25 protein-coding genes are annotated in these 24,067 nt (G+C 39.0%); 18 read left to right on the top strand and 7 right to left on the bottom strand.

Annotated features, from left to right (window positions below; all coding sequences use genetic code 11):
- Positions 1–47 precede the first annotated feature (47 nt).
- Positions 48–743 carry a Crp/Fnr family transcriptional regulator gene (locus tag BM390_RS06640; RefSeq protein ID WP_062321287.1) on the bottom strand — a complete coding sequence of 232 codons (696 nt, stop codon included), beginning with the start codon at positions 741–743 and terminating at the stop codon, positions 48–50.
- A 53-nt stretch (positions 744–796) separates the two neighbouring features.
- A complete protein-coding gene (locus tag BM390_RS06635) occupies positions 797–1,615 on the bottom strand; it encodes an undecaprenyl-diphosphate phosphatase (protein ID WP_089853582.1) in 819 nt (272 codons plus the stop codon).
- A gap of 72 nt (positions 1,616–1,687) precedes the next feature.
- On the opposite strand from BM390_RS06635, the gene BM390_RS15795 reads away from it, so the two are divergent.
- Complete coding sequence (locus tag BM390_RS15795) at positions 1,688–2,071, top strand: hypothetical protein (RefSeq protein ID WP_089853579.1); 384 nt, start codon at positions 1,688–1,690, stop codon at positions 2,069–2,071.
- 56 nt (positions 2,072–2,127) lie between these two features.
- On the opposite strand, the gene BM390_RS06625 is transcribed toward BM390_RS15795, so the two are convergent.
- Positions 2,128–2,295 (bottom strand): DUF2929 family protein, encoded by a 168-nt coding sequence (locus BM390_RS06625; protein WP_082394462.1) that lies wholly within the window; start codon positions 2,293–2,295, stop codon positions 2,128–2,130.
- 207 nt (positions 2,296–2,502) lie between these two features.
- Between BM390_RS06625 and BM390_RS06620 the strand changes: the two genes are divergently transcribed.
- From BM390_RS06620 to BM390_RS06605, 4 genes are all read left to right on the top strand, one after another.
- The gene (locus BM390_RS06620; RefSeq protein ID WP_062321200.1) at positions 2,503–3,444 is read left to right on the top strand and encodes a beta-ketoacyl-ACP synthase III; all 942 of its coding nucleotides are present in this window, start codon (positions 2,503–2,505) and stop codon (positions 3,442–3,444) included.
- 127 nt (positions 3,445–3,571) lie between these two features.
- Positions 3,572–4,813: a beta-ketoacyl-ACP synthase II gene (gene fabF / locus BM390_RS06615; protein WP_062321202.1), complete on the top strand. Its 1,242-nt coding sequence runs from the start codon at positions 3,572–3,574 to the stop codon at positions 4,811–4,813.
- Positions 4,814–4,953: 140 nt separating this feature from the next.
- Positions 4,954–5,157: a YuzI family membrane protein gene (locus BM390_RS06610; protein WP_231631431.1), complete on the top strand. Its 204-nt coding sequence runs from the start codon at positions 4,954–4,956 to the stop codon at positions 5,155–5,157.
- 45 nt (positions 5,158–5,202) lie between these two features.
- Complete coding sequence (locus tag BM390_RS06605) at positions 5,203–5,931, top strand: DUF3603 family protein (protein WP_062321204.1); 729 nt, start codon at positions 5,203–5,205, stop codon at positions 5,929–5,931.
- Positions 5,932–6,029: 98 nt separating this feature from the next.
- Here the strand turns inward: BM390_RS06605 and trpS are convergent, their stop codons facing one another.
- A complete protein-coding gene (trpS, locus tag BM390_RS06600) occupies positions 6,030–7,025 on the bottom strand; it encodes a tryptophan--tRNA ligase (protein WP_062321206.1) in 996 nt (331 codons plus the stop codon).
- 524 nt (positions 7,026–7,549) lie between these two features.
- Here trpS and BM390_RS06595 point away from each other — a divergent pair.
- From BM390_RS06595 to BM390_RS06585, 3 genes are read left to right on the top strand one after another with little or no spacing between them, the layout of a single operon-like run.
- On the top strand, positions 7,550–7,915 hold the full coding sequence (locus BM390_RS06595; protein ID WP_062321208.1) for an ArsR/SmtB family transcription factor: 366 nt from the start codon (positions 7,550–7,552) through the stop codon (positions 7,913–7,915).
- Positions 7,915–8,901 (top strand): permease, encoded by a 987-nt coding sequence (locus tag BM390_RS06590; protein WP_062321210.1) that lies wholly within the window; start codon positions 7,915–7,917, stop codon positions 8,899–8,901. The genes BM390_RS06595 and BM390_RS06590 overlap by 1 nt, the downstream gene beginning before the upstream one ends.
- A gap of 58 nt (positions 8,902–8,959) precedes the next feature.
- A complete protein-coding gene (locus tag BM390_RS06585) occupies positions 8,960–9,199 on the top strand; it encodes a thioredoxin family protein (RefSeq protein WP_062321211.1) in 240 nt (79 codons plus the stop codon).
- A 187-nt stretch (positions 9,200–9,386) separates the two neighbouring features.
- On the opposite strand, the gene BM390_RS06580 is transcribed toward BM390_RS06585, so the two are convergent.
- The gene (locus tag BM390_RS06580) at positions 9,387–9,740 is read right to left on the bottom strand and encodes a DUF3899 domain-containing protein (protein ID WP_062321214.1); all 354 of its coding nucleotides are present in this window, start codon (positions 9,738–9,740) and stop codon (positions 9,387–9,389) included.
- Between the two features lie 351 nt (positions 9,741–10,091).
- On the opposite strand from BM390_RS06580, the gene BM390_RS06575 reads away from it, so the two are divergent.
- The 10 genes from BM390_RS06575 (at position 10,092) to pepF (ending at position 21,991) form a co-directional block, all read left to right on the top strand.
- The gene (locus tag BM390_RS06575; protein WP_089853576.1) at positions 10,092–11,807 is read left to right on the top strand and encodes a peptide ABC transporter substrate-binding protein; all 1,716 of its coding nucleotides are present in this window, start codon (positions 10,092–10,094) and stop codon (positions 11,805–11,807) included.
- 153 nt (positions 11,808–11,960) lie between these two features.
- Positions 11,961–12,890 (top strand): ABC transporter permease, encoded by a 930-nt coding sequence (locus BM390_RS06570; protein WP_062321216.1) that lies wholly within the window; start codon positions 11,961–11,963, stop codon positions 12,888–12,890.
- Positions 12,890–14,035 (top strand): oligopeptide ABC transporter permease, encoded by a 1,146-nt coding sequence (opp3C, locus tag BM390_RS06565; protein ID WP_089853573.1) that lies wholly within the window; start codon positions 12,890–12,892, stop codon positions 14,033–14,035. The genes BM390_RS06570 and opp3C overlap by 1 nt, the downstream gene beginning before the upstream one ends.
- 16 nt (positions 14,036–14,051) lie before the next feature.
- On the top strand, positions 14,052–15,122 hold the full coding sequence (locus BM390_RS06560) for an ABC transporter ATP-binding protein (protein ID WP_062321217.1): 1,071 nt from the start codon (positions 14,052–14,054) through the stop codon (positions 15,120–15,122).
- Complete coding sequence (locus BM390_RS06555) at positions 15,119–16,051, top strand: ABC transporter ATP-binding protein (protein WP_089853570.1); 933 nt, start codon at positions 15,119–15,121, stop codon at positions 16,049–16,051. The genes BM390_RS06560 and BM390_RS06555 overlap by 4 nt, the downstream gene beginning before the upstream one ends.
- A gap of 181 nt (positions 16,052–16,232) precedes the next feature.
- Positions 16,233–17,453, top strand: a complete 1,221-nt coding sequence (locus BM390_RS06550) for a putative glycoside hydrolase (protein WP_246806767.1) — start codon at positions 16,233–16,235, stop codon at positions 17,451–17,453.
- 222 nt (positions 17,454–17,675) lie between these two features.
- On the top strand, positions 17,676–18,254 hold the full coding sequence (locus tag BM390_RS06545; protein WP_062321219.1) for a GNAT family N-acetyltransferase: 579 nt from the start codon (positions 17,676–17,678) through the stop codon (positions 18,252–18,254).
- 399 nt (positions 18,255–18,653) lie between these two features.
- Positions 18,654–19,049 (top strand): transcriptional regulator SpxA, encoded by a 396-nt coding sequence (gene spxA / locus BM390_RS06540; RefSeq protein ID WP_062321221.1) that lies wholly within the window; start codon positions 18,654–18,656, stop codon positions 19,047–19,049.
- Between the two features lie 197 nt (positions 19,050–19,246).
- Positions 19,247–19,927, top strand: a complete 681-nt coding sequence (mecA, locus tag BM390_RS06535; protein WP_062321223.1) for an adaptor protein MecA — start codon at positions 19,247–19,249, stop codon at positions 19,925–19,927.
- A 252-nt stretch (positions 19,928–20,179) separates the two neighbouring features.
- Entirely contained in the window at positions 20,180–21,991 is a 1,812-nt protein-coding gene (pepF, locus tag BM390_RS06530) for an oligoendopeptidase F (RefSeq protein WP_062321225.1), read from the top strand.
- Positions 21,992–22,415: 424 nt separating this feature from the next.
- On the opposite strand, the gene BM390_RS06525 is transcribed toward pepF, so the two are convergent.
- Both BM390_RS06525 and BM390_RS06520 read right to left on the bottom strand, forming a co-directional pair.
- Positions 22,416–23,312 carry a ClpXP adapter SpxH family protein gene (locus BM390_RS06525; protein WP_246806768.1) on the bottom strand — a complete coding sequence of 299 codons (897 nt, stop codon included), beginning with the start codon at positions 23,310–23,312 and terminating at the stop codon, positions 22,416–22,418.
- A 92-nt stretch (positions 23,313–23,404) separates the two neighbouring features.
- Positions 23,405–23,992: a CYTH domain-containing protein gene (locus tag BM390_RS06520; RefSeq protein WP_089853567.1), complete on the bottom strand. Its 588-nt coding sequence runs from the start codon at positions 23,990–23,992 to the stop codon at positions 23,405–23,407.
- Positions 23,993–24,067 lie beyond the last annotated feature (75 nt).

The following is a 24,067-nucleotide window of genomic DNA, read 5'->3' as shown; positions in this document are numbered from 1 at the left end:
GTTCTCTTTTTTATGGACGTATAAAAAATCAGGTTGATGATGCGAGATTAATTGATCGTGCATAGGACGACAGGACATTGATCGCAATTAATGGCTTGCTTTAAAAAGTCCAAGTCATGAATGATCAGTTGTTGGTTCTTTTCAGAAATAACCCTTTGCTTCTTTAAATCACTCAATAGGCGATTGACCGATTCGCGTGAAGTGGCACAAAAGTTGGCCAATTCTTGATTCGTAAATGACTGCGTTAGGTGAATGCCATCTGCTTGTTCTTGACCATAGCTGTTGCTTAAACGAATCAATATTGAATAAAGGGCTCCTTTTTTTCCATGCAAGACGAGGTCGCGAAATTTTGTTTGATCTTTCCTATACATGAGTTGTGTATAGTTTAGTAAGTCCAGTAAGGCATCAGCGTCTTGTTTTAATGCTTGTTTTAACACATCTTGTCTATAGACAGCTAATGTCGCTGCTTCTGTCACTTTTGCGTCGACTAAATACTGGGTCGAGGCATCGGTGACGAGGACTTCTCCAATTAAATCACCCGGTCCTAAAAACCGTAAAGATAATTCTCGACCGTCAGGTGTTGTTTTTGTGATGAGCACTTGGCCGGTTCGAATAAGATAAAGGTCGGTCACCGCATCGCCTTGTCGAAATAAATATTGGTCTTTAGATAAATCAAGTGTATGATCAGGCTGATTGAAATACACTGTTGTATCTGTATGGAGATTATTTATGCGTGGACACATGGCCAATGACGCTCCCTCCTCTTATTTGGTAGTTGTGTGAATGAATAAGCGTCTTACAGCATGAAAAAGGCAAATGAACCGACAATGAAACAATAGATAGAGAAATAAATTAAGTTACCACGTTCCATTATATGCATAAACCAACGTAACGAGAAATACGTGGCAATAAGTGCGGCGATAAATGCAGCTGTATAAGGTAAAACCATTGCCCCTGCACCTTCGCTAAAGATATCAGAGACTTTTAAAATGAAGGTGCCAAGCGAGACAGGGATGTAAAGCAAGAAAGAAAAGCGTAAGGCGGTTTCTTGTTTCATCCCGAGTAACATAGCCGCAACAATAGTCGCGCCACTGCGACTAATACCTGGAATCAAAGCCACTGACTGGCTTAAACCAACGATAATTGCATCTTTTAGACTGAGATCACGATCTGATTTTTGCCCCTTTAAGTTACGAATAATAAATAATGCAATCCCGGTGATGATTAACGTCAGACCGACCATGTTGGCGCCGGCGAACGTTTCTGCGATGACATCTTCAAATAATAAACCAATCACACCCGCAGGGATGGTGGCGATGATTACATACACAATAAACATAAAATCTTGTTTCATTGCCGTCGTTTTTTTCGTTTTGCTGAACATGAAGGCTAAACCATTCGTTGCTAGTCGAATAATATCGTGTCGATAAATGACTAAGACAGCTAGTAATGAGGCGAAATTAACGAGGACCTCAAAGGTTAAGCTCTCCATTTTTAAATTGAATAAGTCTTGTATAATGACCAAATGGCCACTCGATGAAATGGGGATAGGTTCAGTCAATCCTTGGACTAAACCAAAAAACAAGTAAAACAAAACTAATGAAAATATCGTCATAATTATTCCTCCATAGTGTCACATGTTTTTGGCCTCGTCATATTCTAATGTATATGAGAGGAGTGACATGTGATGCATCAATATTCTAAGTTTGATCTTGAACCGTATGTAAATCGCTACGTATGGGTTGAAACAACTGAGGGGAATAGGTTACAAGCTTATGTGCAAGCTGTTGATGACCAATTCGTTGAATTGGTTATTATGGAGGATAATCCGTCTAACGATGGGTGGGAGAGAAATCGACCACCGTATCACCGACCACCTAACCAACCGTGGCAACCGTACCACCGACCACCGTATAATCCACCCTATAACAGACCGCCATACCACCGGCCACCGTATCACCGACCACCTTATGGTTCGCCTTATCACCGGCCGCCGTATTATCAACAATCACCTTTTGCGCCGTTTCTTTTGCCGCTTGCAGCCTTAACCGCTATTGGATTATTATTTTAATCAAAAAGGCCAAAGCTACTAGCTTTGGCCTTTGACTAAAATAATCATCTCTAGCGCTAGTCTTCAATGTATTTCTCACCAATAAAGAAGCCGATGAGCGTAAATACAGCCGTCAAAATAAGGACTGGCCACCATTCAAATGAAGAGCCGGCCATGCTTGATAAAACGTAACCAAGTAGAACAGAAATAAAAAATGACCAAACCATTAAAATAATTACCCGCATGTTGTCACCTCATTTATATAAAGATTATAACTAATATATTCTAGCAAACTTTTAATGAAAATGAAATGTTTCCGTTTAACAATTTCATTGTTTAATGAAGAATATGCGAGAAACTGCTTAAAAAAGCTTGATTTTACTCTCGTTATTATATATATTAGTACCAAGTCTTAATATTTGATTATAAATATAAGTGAGGAGTATTTAGATATGACAGCTGGGATTTTAGGGTTAGGGCATTATGTGCCTGAACGCATCATGACAAATAAGGATTTAGAGAAAATAGTGGAAACATCAGATGAGTGGATTCAATCACGAACAGGTATAGAAACAAGACATATTGCAAGTGAGAATGAAGAAACATCAGATTTAGCCTATGAAGCGAGTGTACGGGCCTTAAGTGATGCAGGTATAGATGGGGAAGCGTTAGACTTAATTTTAGTAGCGACGATTACCGGGGATATGGCGTTTCCTTCTGTAGCGTGTCAATTACAAAAACGGCTAGGTGCGACAAAGGCCGCAGCAATGGATGTCGGAGCTGCCTGTGCTGGTTTTATGTACGGGATGATCACCGCTGCTCAGTTTATTGAAAACGGCGGCTATGAAAAAGTGCTTGTTGTTGGAGCAGAAAAACTATCTAAAATTACCGATTGGACCGATCGTAATACGTGTGTATTATTCGGTGATGGTGCCGGTGCTTGTGTTATGGGGCAAGTGGCAGAAGGTTACGGAATTAAGTCATTTGAATTAGGCGCAGATGGTACAGGAGACACTGCTCTTTATCAAGAAAATGAATTGATTCGAATGAATGGCCGTGAAGTCTTTAAGTTTGCCGTACGTCAAATGCCTGAATCAAGTGAGAATGTTGTCTTAAAAGCCGGCTTAACAAAAGATGATGTTGACTTTTTAGTTCCACATCAAGCTAATGTCCGGATTATGGAAGCGGCGCGTACGCGTCTTGATATTCCAAAAGAGAAAATGGCGTACTCGATTAACAAATACGGCAATACCTCAGCTGCATCGATTCCAATTGCGTTATCAGAAGAAGTGCAAAATAACAAGATTACCTCAGGTGACAATGTTGTATTAGTTGGCTTTGGTGGCGGTTTAACATGGGGTGCCGTGCTCTTAACATATGGTCGTGGAGACTGATTTCAACATAAGTTTACATTGACGTGTTCTTTCGATAAAAGCGTATCTAAACAGTTCTGAATAAACGACCCCTTTTATATGTAATGAGCGTAACAGAATAATTCGATAGTAAAGGATGGATTAATCAATGACGAAAAATCGTGTAGTTATAACAGGTATGGGAGCCATGACACCGATTGGCTCAACAATTGAAACGTTATGGTCGAATTTACTCGCGGGTGTAAGTGGTGTTGGTCCACTCACGAAAGTGAACCCAGATGATTTCCCATCAAAAGTGGGGGCGGAGTTAACCGACTTTGATCCGACAATATATATGGATAAAAAAGATGCCAAACGAATGGATTTATTTACTCAGTATGCGCTCGCAGCAGCAACGGTAGCGGTAGAAGATGCAAAATTAACGATTGATGATACAAATGCTGAACGTGTGGGTGTATGGGTTGGTTCGGGTATCGGAGGACTAACGACATATGAAGAACAGTTCCACAAGTTTGTTGATAAAGGGTATCGTCGCGTAAGCCCATTCCTCGTACCGATGTTAATTCCTGATATGGCCGCTGGTCAGATATCCATCCACTTAGGAGCAAAAGGGATCAATTCATGTACAGTAACTGCTTGTGCAACTGGGACCAATTCGATTGGTGATGCATTTAAAGTAATCGAGCGTGGTGACAGTGATGTCATGATTACAGGTGGTGCTGAAGCGCCGATTACGAACCTAGCCGTCGCTGGTTTTGCGAGTGCAAAAGCTTTATCGTCAAACCCAGATCCAAAAACGGCAAGTCGTCCCTTTGATCAAAACCGAGATGGTTTCGTCATTGGAGAAGGCGCGGGTATTCTTGTGTTAGAGTCACTTGAACATGCGAAAAAGCGTGGGGCCCACATTTACGCAGAAATTGTCGGTTACGGGGCAACAGCAGATGCGTATCATATTACGGCACCAGCACCACATGGTGAAGGGGCAAAGCGCGCCATGCTTCAGGCCATCAATGATGCAGGTATTCTGCCGTCAGATATTCAGTATATTAATGCCCACGGCACGAGTACACCGCTAAATGACAAGTTTGAAACAGAAGCGATAAAAGGCGCGTTTGGTGAGCACAGTCAACAGTTATTGATTTCATCAACGAAATCGATGACCGGTCACTTACTCGGGGCAGCTGGTGCGGTGGAAGCCATTGCCTCAATCAAGGCCATTACGGATAGTGTCATCCCACCAACAATTAATCTGGAAACACCAGACCCAGACTGTGATCTCGATTACGTTGCCAATACAAAACGCAAAAAAGACATCACGTATGCTCTGAGTAATTCACTCGGTTTTGGTGGGCATAACGCTTGTCTCGTCTTTAAGAAATTTAATGATTAATGAAATGATAGGATGATTTTAACGAAAAAAGTGTCTCTCGTCTTGATTAAGATGAGCGGGACACTTTTTTTGCATAGTCTAGGCGTTCTGGTCATAAGATACAGCAAGTGAGTCACTAATGATTAAAGGAGTTAGGAAAAGTGGTGGTCTTTTTAATAGGGTTTGGTTTTATGGTTCAAGGTGGGGTGATGGCTATTTTATATTTGAATCTCATGCCACAACCGTTTGATCTAAAAACGTATGTCACATTTATGGTGCAACAAACGACCTGCCAATTATTTTTCGTTGGCTTACTTATGGTACTCATTGGAATTAAACGATTGGATCGCTATTTTTCGGATTAAAAACCTCCAACTTGTAAATACTACGACTAAAGGGAGGAACTTGTCATGTCCTGTGTGCATCACGTCAAAGTGAATTGGTTTGAAGCGGAAACAGAACCATTAATGATCAGTCCATATTACGAATGGCGAAAAAGAGATTTTTTAGATACGTATCAGACATTGCCCGTCCTATGTCTTGAACCCTCGACCTTTCACCTTATTGAAACGAGTCTGGCGCCTCTTCCAAAAGAATTGATGCGGCGTATGTTTCAATCGAGCTATAAGCATCACCATCGCTATGATTTTGGTGCGATTATTTGTGATCAAACGGCGGTATTGGCGATAGATACGTTAGGTTATGACTTCCCGTTATTAAAATCGAGGCTCACGCCGATTAAAGAAAAACAAGTCCTTACCATGTGTCAAACGCTTAAACCTTGTCAATACCAAATAGAAAAACAGCGAGAGACGCCTTCGATTTATCATTTAACGCATCCGCACCTTGTTGGCTTAACGCGTAAAGAAAGAGAAATAAAAAGTTTGTTGCTGTTTATGTTGGAACAATTAACCTTAAATGAACAGTATGAGGCGCTCACTTATTTTACGACGCTGTATTATCGACTAAAAAAGCGACCAGCAAAAGATTTCGGGCCAAGCTTTCTAGAAGAGTTAAAGACAGGGTATACAGCAGTACACGAGGAATTAGTTAAAAACATGTTGCCACTTGATGCCTGTTACCAAGAGTTATACGAAGAGGCGGTCGTTGAAGAAACTTTTGAGCATTTTCAATATTAACGTTAAAAAGAACGGACCGAGAGCGTTGTCTCGGTCCGTTCTTCATATTGACTGTCGCATTGCCGTTATAGTGTCAGGCTAGATAATTAGCTTATTGCCTACTTACTTTTTCTGACGCGACCGAGCCCCATAGCTTTTTTAGCTTTTGCTAAAGTTTTATCAGCGACACGACTAGCGGCATCTCGCCCTTGGTCGAGAACCTCATCTAGGGTGTCGGAGGTAATGATGTCACTGTAACGTTGTTGGATAGGTTCAAGTACGTTGACTACCGCATCAGCGACGTCTTGCTTAAATTGACCATACCCAACGCCCGCGTACTGTTGTTCTAAATCTTTTATCGGTGTATTTGTTGCGCTTGAAAGGATTGTCAACAAGTTCGATACGCCTGGCTTATCCGTTGGATCAAAACGGACAACGCCTTCTGAGTCAGTGACGGCACTTTTAATTTTTTTAATGATTTTTTTCGGTTCATCTAACATGTAGATCGTTGCTTTTTGATTTTCGTCAGACTTACTCATCTTCTTCGTTGGCTCTTGGAGTGACATGATCCGAGCACCAACTTCAGAAATTTTCACTTCAGGAACAGTAAAGATAGCGTTATATTTCCGGTTGAATCGCTCAGCTAAGTCACGCGTTAATTCTAAATGCTGTTTTTGGTCATTCCCAACAGGCACAAGATTGGTATTATATAATAGAATGTCCGCCGCCATCAATGGTGGATAAGTGAGTAGAGCAGAAGAGACGCCTTCTTTACCTGCTGATTTATCTTTAAATTGGGTCATGCGTTCTAATTCACCGATATAACTTTGGGTTTGCATAATCCAACCGAGTTGAGTATGCGCGGACACTTCTGATTGAATAAATAACGTCGCTTTGTCTGGGTCGATGCCACTCGCGAGATAAAGTGCGGCCAGTGAGCGAATGTTTTCGCGAAGTTTTAGTCTGTCTTGTGGAACGGTGATCGCATGTTCGTCCACAATACAAAAATAACAGTCATAATCCTCCTGTAGTTCAACGAACTGTTTCATCGCGCCTAAATAATTGCCAAGTGTTAATGTGCCACTTGGTTGAATCCCTGAAAAAATAGTTTCCATACCTGTTCACCTTTCCTTTGTATCAAATTGTTGTGATAAAAATAAAAACAAAAAAACATGCCTAAAAGTATCCAAGGGACGATAAAACCGCGGTACCACCCTTGTTACCTCTAAATGCATGAGATCAACTTGTCTGTTAACGCCAGAAATACGGTGCTTATTTCTAAACACATGTTCAAAAGTTCCCACATTATCATCCTAAAACACCTGCTTACACCGTCCAGGCTCGCTAACGTTTCCTTTGGATAATAAACCAACTTTGTCATAACAATTATCGCTCTGAGATTCAGAGTTATCTTTCAATGACAAAATTATAGCACAACCGATGACAAAAGAAAATAACAGAAAACATGAAGGGAGATAAAGTGAAGGCAAAGTGGCTAAGACACCGCTAGAGGTTACAAGCTTTTTAGAGAAGCAAAAAAGTGTCGCGTTATCAAAAAGTCAAAACTACAAAACTAAAAAAGTAGTTGTGTTATGCTTCACATGGTGATATACTTTCTAAAAAGAGAGGGGATGATGATTTGGGAAATCAACATGTTATTAGAGAAAATGACCAGTTAGCGATCGATTACATAGCGGGATTACAGACATTATCAGTCGTAGAAGATGAAACGACTCGACAGCTGTTTGCCAAGACATTTAAAGCCTTTGGCGATGACACGCGCCTGCGATTGATTAGCTTTTTAACGATCGCGCCTGCCTGTCTTTGTGAGATGGTCGATGCGTTAGACATTGCGAACTCGACGATTTCACATCACTTAAAAATTTTAGAACGTGGCGGTGTTGTACAAAAAGAAAAAAGAGGCAAATTCACCGTTTATGAATTAGCGGACAAGCCATTAGTTAAGGCCTTACTTCACTTATTAAAGCAGGAGGAGGGAAGATAATGGTTTTCTTTCAGTGGATGAATGATCAATTATTTAAAATGACGTGGTTATACGACCTTGTTGAGTGGCTCGTTGAGGGTGTTTTTGGTTTATCAATGTCATCACGTATAGGTGAAAGTGTCCATTTCTTTATATATGATACGGTCAAGATTTTCATATTGTTGACGGCCGTTATCTTTTTTATCTCTTATATTCAGAGCTATTTTCCACCAGAACGAACGAAGCGTTTACTTGGAAATGTAAAAGGTTTTTTAGGCTATGTGATAGGGGCGTTACTCGGAACACTCACACCATTTTGTAGTTGTTCCAGCATCCCTATTTTTATTGGGTTTACGTCAAGTGGTCTACCTGTTGGGGTCACGTTTAGTTTTCTTATATCCTCACCTATGGTTGATTTAGCTTCATTCATTATGTTGATGAGTTTCTTTGGTCTTAAATTTTCCGTCATATATGTTGTCGTGGGATTAATACTGGCTGTTGTTGGTGGTTATATTATTGACCGATTAGACCTTGGGCGTGACGTTGTGCGTTACGAAACAGCGTCGGATAAACCGCTTGATGAATTAACGCTAAAAGACCGGATTGATTTTTCTATTCAACAAGTGAAAGAAATCTTTCAACGGGTGTGGCTGTATGTATTAGGAGGGGTATTCATTGGGGCTCTTATTCATAACTGGATTCCAGAGAGCTTGATTACCTCAATCTTAGGTGAAGACAATCCATTTGCCGTAGTGATTGCGACAGTGATCGGTATGCCGATTTATGCTGATATTTTTGGTACACTACCCATTGCTGAGGCTTTAATTGCAAAAGGGGTAAGTGTTGGGACGATTCTTAGCTTTATGATGTCGGTTGTTGCCTTATCATTGCCATCACTGATTATGTTAAGTAAAGTTGTTAAAGGTAAATTAATGGTGGCGTTTGTTTTCATCATGTTTGTTGGGATTATATTGATAGGCTACTTATTTAACTTTTTAAATGTGTAAGCGACATCCACACGTATCAATAGGTGTGGTAAATATATATACAAAAGGAGAATGACAGATGAACATTAAAATTTTAGGACCAGGTTGTAAAAACTGCAAGAAATTAATGGAGAACACAGAAGAGGCTGTTAGAGATTTGAATGTAGAGGCAACCATTGAAAAAGTGGAAGATTACGGTGAAATTGCGCGGTTAGGTGTATTAAAGACACCAGGACTGGTGATTGATGGCGACGTTGTGAGTGAAGGGAAAGTTATTGCCGCCAAATCAATTAAAAAATTGATTGTAGACAAGAGATAAACGCATGCTTAAATAAGGCTAGTTGTTGACTTTGTATTGCAAGAAGACGACGGTCACAATATAGAAAGGCTCGGTCGTAGTTGATACGACCGAGCCATTTTTTATTTTTTTGTTCGAAATTTAAATTATCTTTTAATCACGGATTATGTTAATGAAGTTGTTGCCCTATAGAAACATCATTTCTAAACTAATTAAGCAAATAAAAGACTAACAGTAATAGATTACTTAACAGAAAGAAGAGGGTTTGATATTTAAAAAAATGAACAACGGGCCGTTTAATTTTTTCAGATACAGGTTGAAACTCAGTCTCCATTGATCCTGGTCTGTTTTTACTTCTAAAAACGCGATGCATGCCATAAAGAAAACCGTCAAAAAACCGCGCATGCAGTGTAACAAGAGATAAATAAATCAATAAATGAAACAAAAAGATGTATGTGGTCGTATTAAACAAGGTTAAGAACGATTCACTAGTTGTAAGACTAAACAAAACTAAACCTATCAGTTGTAATAAAAATGCAATGCCTTGTATGTGTTTTTTCATTTGTTACCTCCATCTTCAATAAAACTAGACTCATTATACCACAAGTTATCATTCGTAAACAGACAGACACAAATGTAAGACTGTCATCAATAATCCCTTGATGGCATTGGATTCATCCAATGAAAAGATAAGTAATGCCATTATATTCAAGTTCAAACCCGAACGTTCAATAGTAAAAAAGGACTATTTTATTTTCGGTAAAAGTTGTTATATCAACACTTTTGATATTGTATGTTTATAATTTTCTAAAAAATCAGTGCATTATTTGAAAAAAGGTAGTATAATTCAAATTGCAGTATTATTCATCTGCGGAATATTTAGAAAATTAAAAATAGGGGAGGTCTTTCCAAGATGAAGAAAAAGAGCTTATTGCTGCTAATCCTCGGATTAGTCATGAGTATGTTTTTAGTTGCGTGTGGTGGAGATGATACATCAGACAGCGACAATAGTGGAAATGATGGAGGTTCAGATTCAGAACAAGACGATTCAGGTTCTGATGACGCTGGCTCAGCTAGTGGAGAACAAGTACTTAATTTAATCGAAGCATCACAGATCCCAACAATGGATTCTGTTATGGCAACGGATGCAGTGGCATTCCAATGGTTAAATGAAACAATGGAAGGTCTATATCGTTTAGATGAAAACACAACACCAGTTCCAGCGATTGCTGATGGTGACCCAGTTGTTTCTGAAGACGGTTTAGAGTGGACAGTCACACTACGTGAAGATGCTGTATGGTCAAATAGTGACCCAGTGACAGCACATGATTTCGTTTTTGCATGGCGCCGTGCCGTGAACCCAGAAACTGGTTCTGAATACGGTCCATTCATGATGAACGGTGTGCTTAAAAATGCTGAAGCCATTTCAAACGGCGAAGCAGAAGTGGATACTTTAGGTGTTGAGGCTACAAGTGATTACGAACTTAAAATTACTTTAGAAAAGCCAGTACCTTACTTCCACAGTTTATTAACATTCGGTACTTACCTACCTCAGAACGAAGCATTCGTAACTGAAAAGGGTTCAGATTACGCACTTAACTCAGAGAACTTATTGTATAACGGACCATTCGTGTTAACTGAATGGAATCCAACAGGTGAAAATGCTAACCAATGGACACTTGTTAAAAACGAAGATTACTGGGATAAAGATAATGTAAAATTAGAAAATATCAACGTTAGTATTGTAAAAGAGACTAGTACTGGTGTAAACTTATACAATACGGGAGAAATTGACCGCGCAGGTTTATCTGCTGAGTATGTAGCACAGTATGCTGGTACTGAAGATTACAGAACACTTGGTGAAGCGGTATTATTCTACTTGAAGTTTAACCATGACAACGAATTTTTATCAAACATTAATGTACGTAAAGCGATTGCGATGACTATTGGTAAGCAAGGTCTTGTTGATGTTATCTTAGCAAACGGTTCATTAGTTTCAAATGGTGCGGTACCATCAAGCTTTACTTCTCACCCAGATACTGGTGAAGATTTCCGTGAAATCAATGGCGATCTTATTGTAGAAGATAAAGAAGCAGCAAAAGAATACTGGGCAACAGCACTTGAAGAGTTAGGCACTGATACTGTAGAACTTGGTTACCTTGGTGGTGACAGTGAAGTTGCACAGGAAATGGATGCTTACATCAAAAACCAACTTGAAGGTAACTTAGAAGGTTTAACTGTTGAAGTAACATCTGTACCATTTGAAGAACGTATTTCACGTGATGAAAACAGTGAGTATGATATCCAAAACTCTGGTTGGGGTCCTGACTACCTTGATCCAAGTACATGGTTGAACATGTGGACATCAGATTCACCTTACATGACAATGAACTACAACAATGAAGAATACGATACGTTAGTTCACGAAGCAAATAATGAATTAATTACAGATTTAACAGCACGCTATGAAAACTTCTTAGAGGCTGAGAAAGTATTAATGGAAGATGCAGCTATTGCACCTCTATACCAACGTTCTCGTGCATATCTATGGCGTCCATCTGTAAAAGGTGTTATTTCTAACCCAATGGGAGCAGATTTCACATATAAATACGCTTACATTGAAGAGTAAAAAATAACAGCTGCGGAAGGCCAAGACTTGTTCTTGGAAGAGAGTGTACTGCCTTTTTAGGGCATATACTCTCTTTTTCCGTGTTAAGATAAAGTTTGAATTGTTTGAACTTTCTTGTAGAATAATCAATAAAATTGATTAGGAGGGAAATTTATGGGTAAGTACATTGCAAAACGAGCAGGATACATGCTGATTACTTTATTTATTATCGCCACATTTTCATTTATCCTCATGAAGTTGCTCCCAGGTTCTCCACTAACTGCCGAACAAAAGGTGACAGCCGCACAACGTGCGATCATTGAAGCGAAGTATGGATTAGATCAGCCAATCCTAATTCAGTATTTCAAATATATCGGTAACTTAGTGCAAGGTGATTTAGGGGTCTCATTCCAACTGAAAAACCAACCTGTAACGAGTATTCTAATGGCCGGTGTTCCCGTATCCGCGCAATTAGGTATTTGGGCGTTATTTATTGGAACATTCTTTGGAATGTTATTAGGATTATTGGCATCAATTAAGCACAATACGATTTTTGATTATGGAGCAAACATTGTTTCCGTATTAGGGATTTCAATTCCCTCATTTATTTTTGCAGGATTACTGCAATACTTTGTCGGAGTGAAATGGGGATTACTCCCGATTGCATTCTGGGGTACACCAGAGCAAATGATTATGCCAATCATTTCGCTTTCGATTTTCCCAATGGCCATTTCTTCACGATTCTTACGGACAGAAATGATTGAGGTATTGGGATCAGACTATATGGTCACTGCGAAAGCGAAAGGTGTATCAAATTTTGCTTTAATCTTTAAGCATGCGTTACGTAACGCTTTGATCCCACTGATTACCGTCATGGGACCAATGGCGGTGAGTTTAATGACAGGGACACTTGTTATTGAACAGATTTTCTCGGTTCCTGGTTTAGGGGAACAATTTACACGTGGTGTTTTAACAAACGATTATTCAATTATTATGGGGACAACGTTATTCTTTGCGTTCTTCTTCATCTTAGTTATTTTAATTATCGATTTACTTTACGGTATAGTCGATCCACGTATCCGTTTAGCTGGAGGTGACGATTGATGAGTAACGAACCAAATAAAGACTTGTTTGTCATGGCGAAAGACCGTGAGGATACAAGTGAGAAAATTAATCGTCCAAGTTTGACCTTCTGGCAAGATTCTTGGATGCGATTAAGAAAAAATAAAGGTGCCTTATTTGGCATGATTGTCTTAATTTTAATCGTCTTAATGGCCATCTTTGGCCCTATCTTTAGTTCACACGGCTTAGATGATCAAGACTTATCTCTCTCAAGAATGCCACCTAAAGTGCAAGGATTAGAGAACTTCTCTTGGTTGGGACTTGATGGTAAAAATCGAGAAACATTTGAAGCTGATACGATTGAATTAGCGGAACAACGCGCGTTAGCCCGTTTCCAACAGCCAGATACAGAGTTTATTGAAGCTGAAGTGAAACAAGAGCCGAACAATGAAACAGGTGAACTGGCTGTTGTTGAGTATGCGTTTGATAAATATGCGGCTCAAGGTGTCGACGAGTACTTCTGGTTTGGTACCGATACACTTGGTCGTGACTTATTCACACGGGTGTGGTTAGGAACACGTATCTCGCTATTAATTGCCCTAGTTGCAGCGTTCATTGATATGCTTGTTGGGGTTGCTTATGGTGGTATTTCTGCTTACTTTGGTGGACGTACGGATACCATTATGCAGCGTATTATCGAGGTCTTAATCGGGATTCCAAACTTAGTTGTTGTTATTTTAATGATTATGATCTTAGACCCTGGTATTGTGGCGATTATTATCGCCTTAACGATTACAGGTTGGACAGGTATGGCCCGGATTGTACGTGGCCAAGTCTTAAAACTTAAAGGACAAGAATTCGTGCTTGCTTCACGTACATTAGGTGCTAGCCATACGCGAATTTTGACGAAACACCTCATTCCAAACACAATTGGTTTAATTATTATCAATGCGATGTTTACGATTCCGAACGCCATCTTCTTTGAAGCATTCTTAAGCTTTATCGGTTTAGGTCTACAAGCGCCGGATACATCGCTCGGTACACTAATTAACGATGGATTTAAAGCACTTCAAGTAAATCCATACATCATGATTTTCCCAGCGATCGTTATGTCACTCATCATGATTGGATTCAATATCCTAGCAGATGGTCTACGTGATGCACTCGATCCGAAAATGAGAGAATAGGAGGTAGAAAAAAATCATGGAAAATATTTTAGAAGTTAAAAATTTGCATGTTTCTTTTGATACCTACGGTGGTGAAGTGCAAGCGGTTCGTGGTGTTTCTTTTGATTTGAAAAAAGGTGAAACACTCGCGATTGTAGGTGAGTCAGGTTCAGGTAAATCAGTGACCACACGTGCACTCGCGAAACTGATTCCTTCACCTCCTGGACGCATCAAAGAAGGTGAAATATTATTTGAAGGTAAAGACCTTGCGACGTTAAGTGAACGTGAGATGCAGAAAATTCGTGGAAAAGATATTTCAACGATTTTCCAAGATCCCATGACATCCCTTAACCCAACAATGAAAATAGGCACACAAGTCATGGAAGGGTTACTCAAGCACAACAAAATCAGTAAAAAAGAAGCGCGTAAGCGTACACTTGAATTACTTGAGCTTGTAGGATTACCTGAACCAGAAAAACGTATTGATCAATATCCACACCAGTTCTCTGGTGGACAGCGTCAACGGATTGTCATTGCAATTGCTTTAGCTTGTGGGCCAAAGATTTTAATTGCGGATGAGCCAACAACAGCACTTGACGTCACAATTCAAGCGCAAATCTTAGAACTAATGAAAGATATTCAGAAAAAAGTAGATAGCTCCATCATCTTTATTACCCACGACCTTGGTGTCGTTGCGAACGTAGCCGATCGTGTAGCGGTTATGTACGCGGGTAAAATTGTTGAAATCGGAACAGCTGATGAAATCTTCTATAATCCAAAACACCCGTACACATGGGGGTTACTTGGCTCTATGCCAACACTGGATAATGAAGAAGAATCTCTGATTGCTATTCCTGGTTCACCACCAGACATGTTGAACCCTCCGATAGGGGATGCCTTTGCGACTCGTAATGAGTATGCGATGGAAATTGACTTTGTCGAACAACCACCGATGTTTAAAGTGTCAGATACACATTACGCAGCGACATGGTTGTTACATGAACATGCCCCTAAGGTGGAACCACCTTTAGCGGTTCAATCGCGTATGAAAGACAATCTACATGCGAACGTGCCTGAAGAACGTAAAAAGGAAGGTGATCGTTCATGAGTAAAGAAAAATTACTAGAAGTTAGAAATCTTAAACAACACTTTAAAACCGGTAGACACTCAGTTGTTAAAGCGGTTGATGGGATTACCTTTGATATTTTTAAAGGGGAAACCTTCGGTTTAGTAGGTGAGTCTGGTTGTGGTAAGTCAACAACGGGTCGTAGTATTATTCGTCTTTACAATGCGACTGACGGTGATGTCTTATTTAAAGGTGAAAGTGTTCACGGTAAGAAAAATAAAGCGGATTTAAAAACATTCAATCAAAAAATGCAAATGATTTTCCAAGATCCTTACGCGTCACTTAATCCACGTATGACAGTTATGGATATTGTCGCAGAAGGGTTAGATATTCACGGCTTAGTGAAATCACCTAAGGAACGTCAAGCGCGCGTCTTTGAATTGTTAGAAACCGTTGGTTTGAATAAAGAGCACGCGAACCGTTATCCTCACGAATTTAGTGGTGGACAGCGTCAGCGTATCGGTATTGCCCGCGCGCTTGCGGTTGAACCTGAATTTATTATTGCTGATGAACCTATTTCAGCACTTGATGTATCGATTCAAGCACAAGTGGTTAACTTGCTTAAAGACTTACAAGATCGTTTCGGTTACACGTATTTATTTATTGCCCACGATTTATCGATGGTAAAATACATTAGTGATCGGATTGGTGTCATGTACTTCGGTAAAATGGTCGAGATTGCGGATAGTGATGAACTTTATAAGAATCCAATGCATCCTTATACTCGCTCACTACTTTCAGCGATTCCACTACCAGACCCTGACTATGAGCGCACACGTCGTCGTGTGGAATATGATCCAGAAAAAGATCATGATCATAGTGAGGACCCAGAGTTCAGGGAAATTAAACAGGGACACTGGGTACTCTGTACAACGAAAGAATTCGAACAATACAAAAAAGAAATGAAATAATGTGTGGCTGCGATTAACGCTTCTGTTAGTCGCAGTTTTTCTATTATTTTAACTATTTGGTTGCGGATGGTGTGACTTTAGACTATTTTTGACATCATTTTTAAACAATGGTTTCTTTTCAGAGGCAAATCAGCTAAAATAGACAAGAGAGTCACTTAATAAATTGCGGGGGTTATACATAATGAAACAACTAAGAATGTTAGCTATTTTTGTCTTCAGCTTAGGGGTCTGGTTGGGTGCAAACACAGACGTTGCTTTAGCAGAAGAATCAGAATCACTCCATGTCACCTTTAGTCCTAAACGAACCATTACGTTAGATCAAACGAGTAAACAAGCAAGCTTACAACGATTTCGCTTTGATTCTGGTTACACATTTACTTACCCAGATGCTGTTCGTGGTATTTATTTAACGGGTCACTCAGCAGGTGGTAGCCGCTTTGAGACATTGATTGACCTGCTTAATAACACCGAGCTGAATGCGATGGTGATTGATGTAAAAGACGACCATGGTAACTTAACCTTTAAACCAGATGAATCCTCACCGTATTATGATATTGCTAGAAATTATATTGGCGATCCTAAAGCAATGATGGATGCTTTAGAAGCCAATGATATTTATCCTATTGCTCGCATCGTTGTTTTTAAAGATACCGTACTGGCAGAACAACGTCCTGAACTATCATTTAAAGATGGTGGGCGCGTATGGAAAAACAACCGTGAAGAAGCCTTTGTGAATCCATTTATGAAAGAAGTATGGGAGTACAATGTAGACATTGCAAAATATGCCGTTGAAATGGGCTTTATGGAAATTCAATTTGATTACGTCCGTTTCCCAGAAGGGTTTGAGCGCCGTGATGAAGAACTCATTTACTCTGAAGGGGATTATGAGGATCATGAATTAAATAATATTAAAAAACGTGTGGAAGCTGTGTCTAACTTCGTAGAATATGCGAAAAACGAATTACATGACTACGGTGTTGATGTATCCGTTGATATTTTCGGTTATGCCGCAACCGTTGAAGAAACACCAGGGATTGGTCAAAACTTTAGTAGAATCTCAGAGCATGTTGATGTGATTTCATCGATGATTTACCCAAGTCACTGGTCAAATAATTACTTTGATATTCCTGTACCAGATAAAGAACCATACCGTCTAACAGACGAATATGCAAAAGTAGAGAATGAGGTGTTGTCAAACCTTGGTGATGACGCACCAACCTCACGTCCGTGGATTCAAGACTTCTCTGCCCCTTGGCTTTATAGTGGCGCAACTTTTACTTACGGTAAAAAAGAAGTCGAAGACCAAATTCGTGCGCTGAATGAAAATGGTATCAATGAATTCTTATTATGGAATTCTAGTAACAAGTACACTGAAGGTGTCGATTATACCCCAATTAATTAGTGTGTCTTGGTCGAGTATGATTATGAGATGACATTTAAGCCATTCGCCTGTCTGATTTGTGCATTCAAGAGTAAAGCTCGCCTTTCTTAAGTGAAAGGGAGCTTTTTTAATGTAAGCTTGAATAAATGGCTAATTAACGGGGTATATAGTGTGAGAGTAAGTTTTTTAAATGATAAGGCTTTTGTTATAATACAAAAGGATAGTAGAGAGGGGATGTTTTTAATGGATTGGTTTGAAAAATTAAATGAGTACTTTCCAGTACATGAAATGAAATCAAAAGAGCATATGGAAATGTTATTGCAAGAACGTGGGGATGTCTATTATAAAGATGAATCAGACGATCACGTGATGATGTATGCTGAATTTGATGAGTTTATCTTTATCGACTACTTATACGTTGCTGGTCATACGAGAGGTAAAGGTGTTGGTCACCAATTGATTGAAAAACTAAAACAAAAAAATAAACCGATTATTTTAGAAGTTGAACCTGTGGATTACAGTGATACGGATACACAGAAACGTTTACATTTCTATAAACGGGAAGGTTTCACTCATGCCGCATCGATTGGTTATAATCGACGGTCTTTAGCAACGAATGAGGATGCACCACTTGAGATCCTTTACTGGTCACCATCAAATCAAGGTGAAGAAGCTATTTACCAACAAATGCGCCATATGTATGAACATATTCATACATATAAAGATGAAGAAATCTATGGTAAAAGTTATCAGAAAGCGGATGAAGTGCTTACTTATGGAGATAATGTTAAAAAATCAAATATCCTTGATGACTTAAATTAACTAAGTGAGCACCTTAATCATAAAACGGATTAGGGTGCTTTTTAATAGAAGCATTCCCCACCGTTAACAATGAAAACCATAACTGAATGCATAAAGCGGCTTATCTTGATTTCAAGATAAAACCTTGCCTTTCTCAACTAACTGCCTTATAATAAGAAAAGGTTAAAAAAGTTTTTTAAAAAATATGTTTAACCTCTCACAAGGGTGGGAATAGTTATACCAGTATACACGTTATATACATGGATTTGTGTAATTTTCATGTAAAGTGAGGAAATACCCTATCCAATGAGTATACCTTTGCTGTATACTAGGAGTATAGAGATAGATTATAATTATTTTAATCTAATAATTAGCCGTATACAAATGATTTGACTATATAAAATTGAGGAGTGATGGTTGATGGTAACACTTTATATCTCACCAAGCTGTACCTCTTGTCGTAAAGCTAAAGCATGGTTAGAAGAACATGATATTCCTTACCAAGAGCGCAACATTTTCTCAGATAATTTATCTGTAGATGAAATTAAAGAAATTTTACGTATGACAGAAGATGGTACGGACGAAATTATTTCAACACGATCAAAAGTTTTCCAAAAGTTAGACGTGGATATTGATCAAATGCCATTAAAAGATCTCATTGATGTCATCAAAGATTATCCTGGTATTTTACGACGTCCGATTATCTTAGATGAAAAGCGTCTTCAAGTAGGTTATAATGAGGATGAAATCAGACGATTCTTGCCACGTAAAGTAAGAACGTTCCAATTACGTGAAGCGCAAAAAATGGTCAACTAACGAATAGTTGAAACAAGACGCTACCTTTTGGGTTAGTGTCTTGTTTTTTTGTGTGTATCGAGTGACAAGTCGTCATAAATACGATAAAATAGATATTCAATAGCAAGAACTACTAGCTTAAGGCAGGTTTTTTTCGGGTATGGTAATATATAGAGACATGTTTTACCACCACCTTTTCAGAAGGGAGAGAAGAGAGAATGAAAATAGAAAGAATCAATGACAACACGATTAAATTTTATATTTCTTATATGGATATTGAAGATCGTGGTTTCAATCGGGAAGAAATTTGGTACAACCGGGAACGCAGTGAGCAACTCTTCTGGCAGGTGATGGAGGAAGCTGATCACGCAGAAGAGGATTTTGAAATTGAAGGGCCGCTATGGATTCAAGTCCAAGCTTTAGAAAAAGGATTAGAGATTACTGTGACTAAAGCACAAATGTCTAAAGACGGACAAAACTTAGAAGTACCTGTCGACCAGATGGTATCTCAAGATCATATTCAAGAGAAAATCGAAAGTTTATTGGAACAAGATCATATCGGTGACCATTCTAATCATGACGATCAAGACCAAGAGGATTATAAGATTTTACCGAATTTAGTAAGCTTCAAAGATTTTGAAGACGTGATTCATTTAAGTCATGCGATTGATGCGGAGTTCATTGATCATGCGATCTACCACTATAAAGATAAGTACTTTTTAATTTATACGTTTGATGATGTGCATTTGGATGATATCGCTCAAGATGGATTAAAGAGCACCATAGAGGAATTCGGGACGAAGTCAAAACAGTCCATCGCTTTAATCTTAGAGTACGGCAAGCCAATCTTCGAAGAAGATGGTTTAACAGCTATGAAACATCTTTTTACTTTATCATGATAGATTACCCCTAACGGTGCCTATTAGTCGCTGTTAGGGGATTTTTGTGTATATAAGGTGATTTATATGTGGTCGTTATTTTCTCTATCATGTCATGGAAGTAAGAAGTGGGCTTAGTCATGGATGTTAAGATCATGGTCTAGAGACTTAAAGAATGACAGAAGTGAGGTGTTAAAAAAATCACAATAGTCGAATAAATGCGGGTATATTTGTTATAATGAGTAGATAAGATAAACGAAGGAGTGGAATAGGATGAGTCAAAAATTAATGACACGTGACCAGCAAAAAGAACAAGACACGTGGCGACTAGAAGATATTTTTGAAAGCGATAAACTATGGGAAGAAGAGCGTCTAGCTCTACAAAAAGAACTGGATAAGTATGAGGTATATAAGGGAACGCTGGGTGATTCAGCGGAGCGTTTGTATGAGTTATTTGTCTTTGATGATCAGATTTCTTTGCGCATGGGAAAACTTTATACATATGCCCACATGCGCTATGACCAAGATACAACGAATGCGCATTATCAAGAGCTTAACCAAAAAGCGCAAATGTTGTTAACTAAAGCTGTCAGTGACACAAGCTTTATTGTTCCGGAAATATTAAAGATGGATGAAAATAGACTAAAAGGTTTTATTGAGCGTCATGACGGATTAAAAGGCTATGATAAGGTCTTACGTGATTTAAATAAGAAACGTCCCCATACATTATCTGAAGCAGAAGAAAAACTATTAGCGAATATGAGTGAAGTGACAAATGGGGCCAGTCAAACGTTTGGTATGTTAAACAATGCAGATTTAACGTTTCCTGAAGTAACGAATGAAGACGGAGAATCGATTGAGCTAACGCACGGGCGTTATATCAACTTCTTAGAGTCCAAGGATCAGAAAGTACGACAAGATGCCTATACGGCGATGTATGAGACGTACGGGAAGTTTATTAATACATTTAGTGCGACGTTAGGCAATCAAGTGAAAAAAGATAACGTCTATGCGAAAGTGAGACATTATCAATCGGCTCGTGAAAAAGCACTCACGTCTAACCATATTCCAGAGACCGTCTATGACCAGCTCGTTGAGGCGGTCAATGAACGACTTGATTTATTACATCGCTACGTGACCTTAAGAAAACGCATCTTAAAGCTTGATGAGCTGCATATGTATGACATGTATACGCCCCTTGTGTCAGATGTTGAGGTGACATACACCTATGACCAAGCACAAAAACTAATCATTGACGCTTTGGCTCCAATGGGAGAAGAATACGTATCCAGACTAAAAGAAGGCTTTAATAACCGCTGGGTAGATGTGTATGAGAATAAAGGTAAACGTAGTGGCGCTTATTCATCAGGAGCCTACGGTACCAATCCTTATGTGCTAATGAATTGGCAAGATAACTTAAACAATGTCTTTACGTTAGCGCATGAGTTTGGCCACTCTCTCCACAGTTACTATACGAGAGAAAACCAACCGTACCGTTACGGGGACTATTCTATCTTTGTAGCAGAAGTGGCCTCAACATGTAATGAAGCGTTATTAAACGAATACATGTTGCAACAAACCGATGATTTAAAACAACAATTGTATTTATTGAATCACTTCTTAGAAGGGTTTAGAGCGACCGTGTTTAGACAAACGATGTTTAGTGAGTTTGAACATCTGATCCATACGTTAGACCAACAAGGAGAAGCGCTGACGGCAGATCGACTCACAAAAGAATATGATCAATTAAACCGTAAGTATTTCGGGGAAGATGTTGTATATGATGAGTATATTGGTAAAGAGTGGGCGAGAATTCCGCACTTCTACTATAACTACTACGTCTATCAGTATGCGACGGGTTATAGTGCGGCTCAAACATTAGCTCACCAAATTCTTAAAGAAGGTGAACCAGCGGTTGAGCGCTACTTAAGCTTTTTAAAGGCAGGAAGTTCGGATGAACCAATCAATGTCTTAAAACAAGCAGGTGTCAATATGACCGAAAAAGCACCGATTTTACATGCGTTAGATGTGTTTGAAGAAAAATTAAATGATTTTGAGGCGTTACTTGAACAACTTGAAGCCTAAGTGTGATTTGTAGAAAGAATAAACCAGGTGAGTCGCTAAGACTCGCCTGGTTTTCATACGCTTAACATGTTCTTATAAAGCACAATAATTATAACAAGTATGACAATTTTGTGAAATTTCTATAGAACGCTTGCGCAAGTTGGAAAACGTTGCTATAGTAGTTTGTGAGATGTTTAACAAACAAAACCCCTTTGTTTGATCTAAAACTTTCTCCCATCCCCCCATGACGATCGGTCATGGCATCATACGCACACATTGTGTGCGTATTTTTTCTGTCTTTTTTTCTTCTGTTCTTTCTTCTTTTTTTCGCATCTATCAAGTTTTCAATATGTCTCTCATAGTCAAAACAATATTAAATAGGGTAAGTAATTTCAGTTAGCTAAAAAACCTCCACACGCTTTACCAGCGTAAATGGAGGTTTCGTTTAGTTTTCTAAATAACGCCAATACATGCCGTGCTTAACAGGGACATGTTCAACAATGCGTTGTAACTTAAGTTTTTTCATTTCTTTACAAGCTTTTTCGACAGGCCAATCAAAGATAATAGCTACTTCAACGGAGCTTACGAATTTAAAATAACGAATAAAATCTAGTAATGCTGGTTTCTCCATTGGATAGACATCATGTTCAAGTAGTTGTTTTAAAACTTTGACATAAATCTCATACGGATAGGCGCCGGATAATTTTAACCCTTCATCTTCGTCATCTTCATTAAAGAAAACGAGTGATGGAGTGTGATCGACATCCATTTCTTTTGTAAGATTTAAATCGCATCTAAGCGCTTTTTTTGCCGTGTCAGAATGTAAATCGCGTTTGAATTCATCGATATCTAGATGAACATCTTGAGCAATCTGAATCAACTCATCGTCTGTCGATATGTCAGTTTTGTATAAAAACAGTTTTTCTTGTACTTTTCTTAAATAACGACGACCAGCTTTAATGCCTTGTAGTTCCGCGGTTTTGATCGCAATGGAGACATTTACAGGATAACTCACAGGATTTTCAATCCAAAGATCCCCGTCGCAACAAACGCCTGTGACACAAGCCGTCTTTTCCCATTGAGCTTTTAATTTTTTCGGTGTGTGTAAGTCATCTTGATAAATGTATGACCATTTCCCAGTAAGAATCGGTCTAATCGTAAAGAAACGCCCATACTCTAATTGAAGTTTACGCATAATTGGGTCAAGTGACCAAGCTTCCGGACAGAGTGGGTCGGTAAACATGTAAATTTCAATCGGTTTTTTTAAGAGATCAAAGAAGCTATACTGTGCCTCTTTAGGTTGAGTGTGATTATGCTTAGGCCCAGTTTGGTTTACGCTCACATCGATTCTCCTTTCCTACAAGATATCATTAAACAGTAGTGTTTAATATCCTTATTGTATCAGTCCCATTGAAAAATAGGCAACTAATATGATTATGACAGCCTATCCTTGTTATTTAAGACGGCATAAAATCGTGCGATTTTATTTGGCGTGTCTTTTTTAGTAAGAGAGAAACGTGTCAATATATCTTGCAGACGTTGTTCTGTTAACTCTAGAGTAGGCCCTTCAATTTCTAGTTCATAATCAACATGATGAAGATAATGACTCTCATCAAGCACGACGAGGACATCATCTTTTCTGACCTCTATCCGGTTAGTTTCAAGTGTTCCGCCGAATTGTAGCGCATCAAGTGAAACACCGAGGTCGAGAAGCCGCGTCGCAATCGTTGGTTTAAGCTCACCGGTTCCGTTAATGAGTCGGTCAGCTTCTTCTTTTGTCAGCACGGCGTGTGTTTCGAGTAACCCATCTCCGTGTGGCTCTTTAAGTGTCAAAACGTACTGATCGCCTTTTTCACGAATCCTTAAAGCAGATCCCGTTTGTTTTAATTGAAAGTCAGGCGTTTCAAAATAATGATTGATTTGTTTTTGAGGTGTGATATCGGTCAGTGATAAGCCGTTAATTAACCGAATGTACTCATCTTTCGTTAATAAATTTTTGCGTTCAATTTCTAATTCTTGCATCGTGTCAGTCCCTTTAGCTTTTTCTCTTAGTATAAGGAATATACAGTGATCTGTCGAGATTTACAGCTTGTAAAA

The organism is Halolactibacillus miurensis, from assembly GCF_900116255.1.
GTDB lineage: Bacteria > Bacillota > Bacilli > Bacillales > Amphibacillaceae > Halolactibacillus > Halolactibacillus miurensis.
Note: the sequence above shows the minus strand (reverse complement) of the source record. Positions and strands in the feature narration are given on the sequence as shown.

Coding starts and splice junctions, on each gene's coding strand:
- BM390_RS06640 (WP_062321287.1), bottom strand. CDS start 743: ATGTGTCCACGCATAAATAATCTCCATACAGATACAACAGTGTATTTC.
- BM390_RS06635 (WP_089853582.1), bottom strand. CDS start 1,615: ATGACGATATTTTCATTAGTTTTGTTTTACTTGTTTTTTGGTTTAGTC.
- BM390_RS15795 (WP_089853579.1), top strand. CDS start 1,688: ATGCATCAATATTCTAAGTTTGATCTTGAACCGTATGTAAATCGCTAC.
- BM390_RS06625 (WP_082394462.1), bottom strand. CDS start 2,295: ATGCGGGTAATTATTTTAATGGTTTGGTCATTTTTTATTTCTGTTCTA.
- BM390_RS06620 (WP_062321200.1), top strand. CDS start 2,503: ATGACAGCTGGGATTTTAGGGTTAGGGCATTATGTGCCTGAACGCATC.
- fabF (WP_062321202.1), top strand. CDS start 3,572: ATGACGAAAAATCGTGTAGTTATAACAGGTATGGGAGCCATGACACCG.
- BM390_RS06605 (WP_062321204.1), top strand. CDS start 5,203: ATGTCCTGTGTGCATCACGTCAAAGTGAATTGGTTTGAAGCGGAAACA.
- trpS (WP_062321206.1), bottom strand. CDS start 7,025: ATGGAAACTATTTTTTCAGGGATTCAACCAAGTGGCACATTAACACTT.
- BM390_RS06590 (WP_062321210.1), top strand. CDS start 7,915: ATGGTTTTCTTTCAGTGGATGAATGATCAATTATTTAAAATGACGTGG.
- BM390_RS06585 (WP_062321211.1), top strand. CDS start 8,960: ATGAACATTAAAATTTTAGGACCAGGTTGTAAAAACTGCAAGAAATTA.
- BM390_RS06580 (WP_062321214.1), bottom strand. CDS start 9,740: ATGAAAAAACACATACAAGGCATTGCATTTTTATTACAACTGATAGGT.
- BM390_RS06575 (WP_089853576.1), top strand. CDS start 10,092: ATGAAGAAAAAGAGCTTATTGCTGCTAATCCTCGGATTAGTCATGAGT.
- BM390_RS06570 (WP_062321216.1), top strand. CDS start 11,961: ATGGGTAAGTACATTGCAAAACGAGCAGGATACATGCTGATTACTTTA.
- opp3C (WP_089853573.1), top strand. CDS start 12,890: ATGAGTAACGAACCAAATAAAGACTTGTTTGTCATGGCGAAAGACCGT.
- BM390_RS06560 (WP_062321217.1), top strand. CDS start 14,052: ATGGAAAATATTTTAGAAGTTAAAAATTTGCATGTTTCTTTTGATACC.
- BM390_RS06555 (WP_089853570.1), top strand. CDS start 15,119: ATGAGTAAAGAAAAATTACTAGAAGTTAGAAATCTTAAACAACACTTT.
- BM390_RS06550 (WP_246806767.1), top strand. CDS start 16,233: ATGAAACAACTAAGAATGTTAGCTATTTTTGTCTTCAGCTTAGGGGTC.
- BM390_RS06545 (WP_062321219.1), top strand. CDS start 17,676: ATGGATTGGTTTGAAAAATTAAATGAGTACTTTCCAGTACATGAAATG.
- spxA (WP_062321221.1), top strand. CDS start 18,654: ATGGTAACACTTTATATCTCACCAAGCTGTACCTCTTGTCGTAAAGCT.
- mecA (WP_062321223.1), top strand. CDS start 19,247: ATGAAAATAGAAAGAATCAATGACAACACGATTAAATTTTATATTTCT.
- pepF (WP_062321225.1), top strand. CDS start 20,180: ATGAGTCAAAAATTAATGACACGTGACCAGCAAAAAGAACAAGACACG.
- BM390_RS06520 (WP_089853567.1), bottom strand. CDS start 23,992: ATGCAAGAATTAGAAATTGAACGCAAAAATTTATTAACGAAAGATGAG.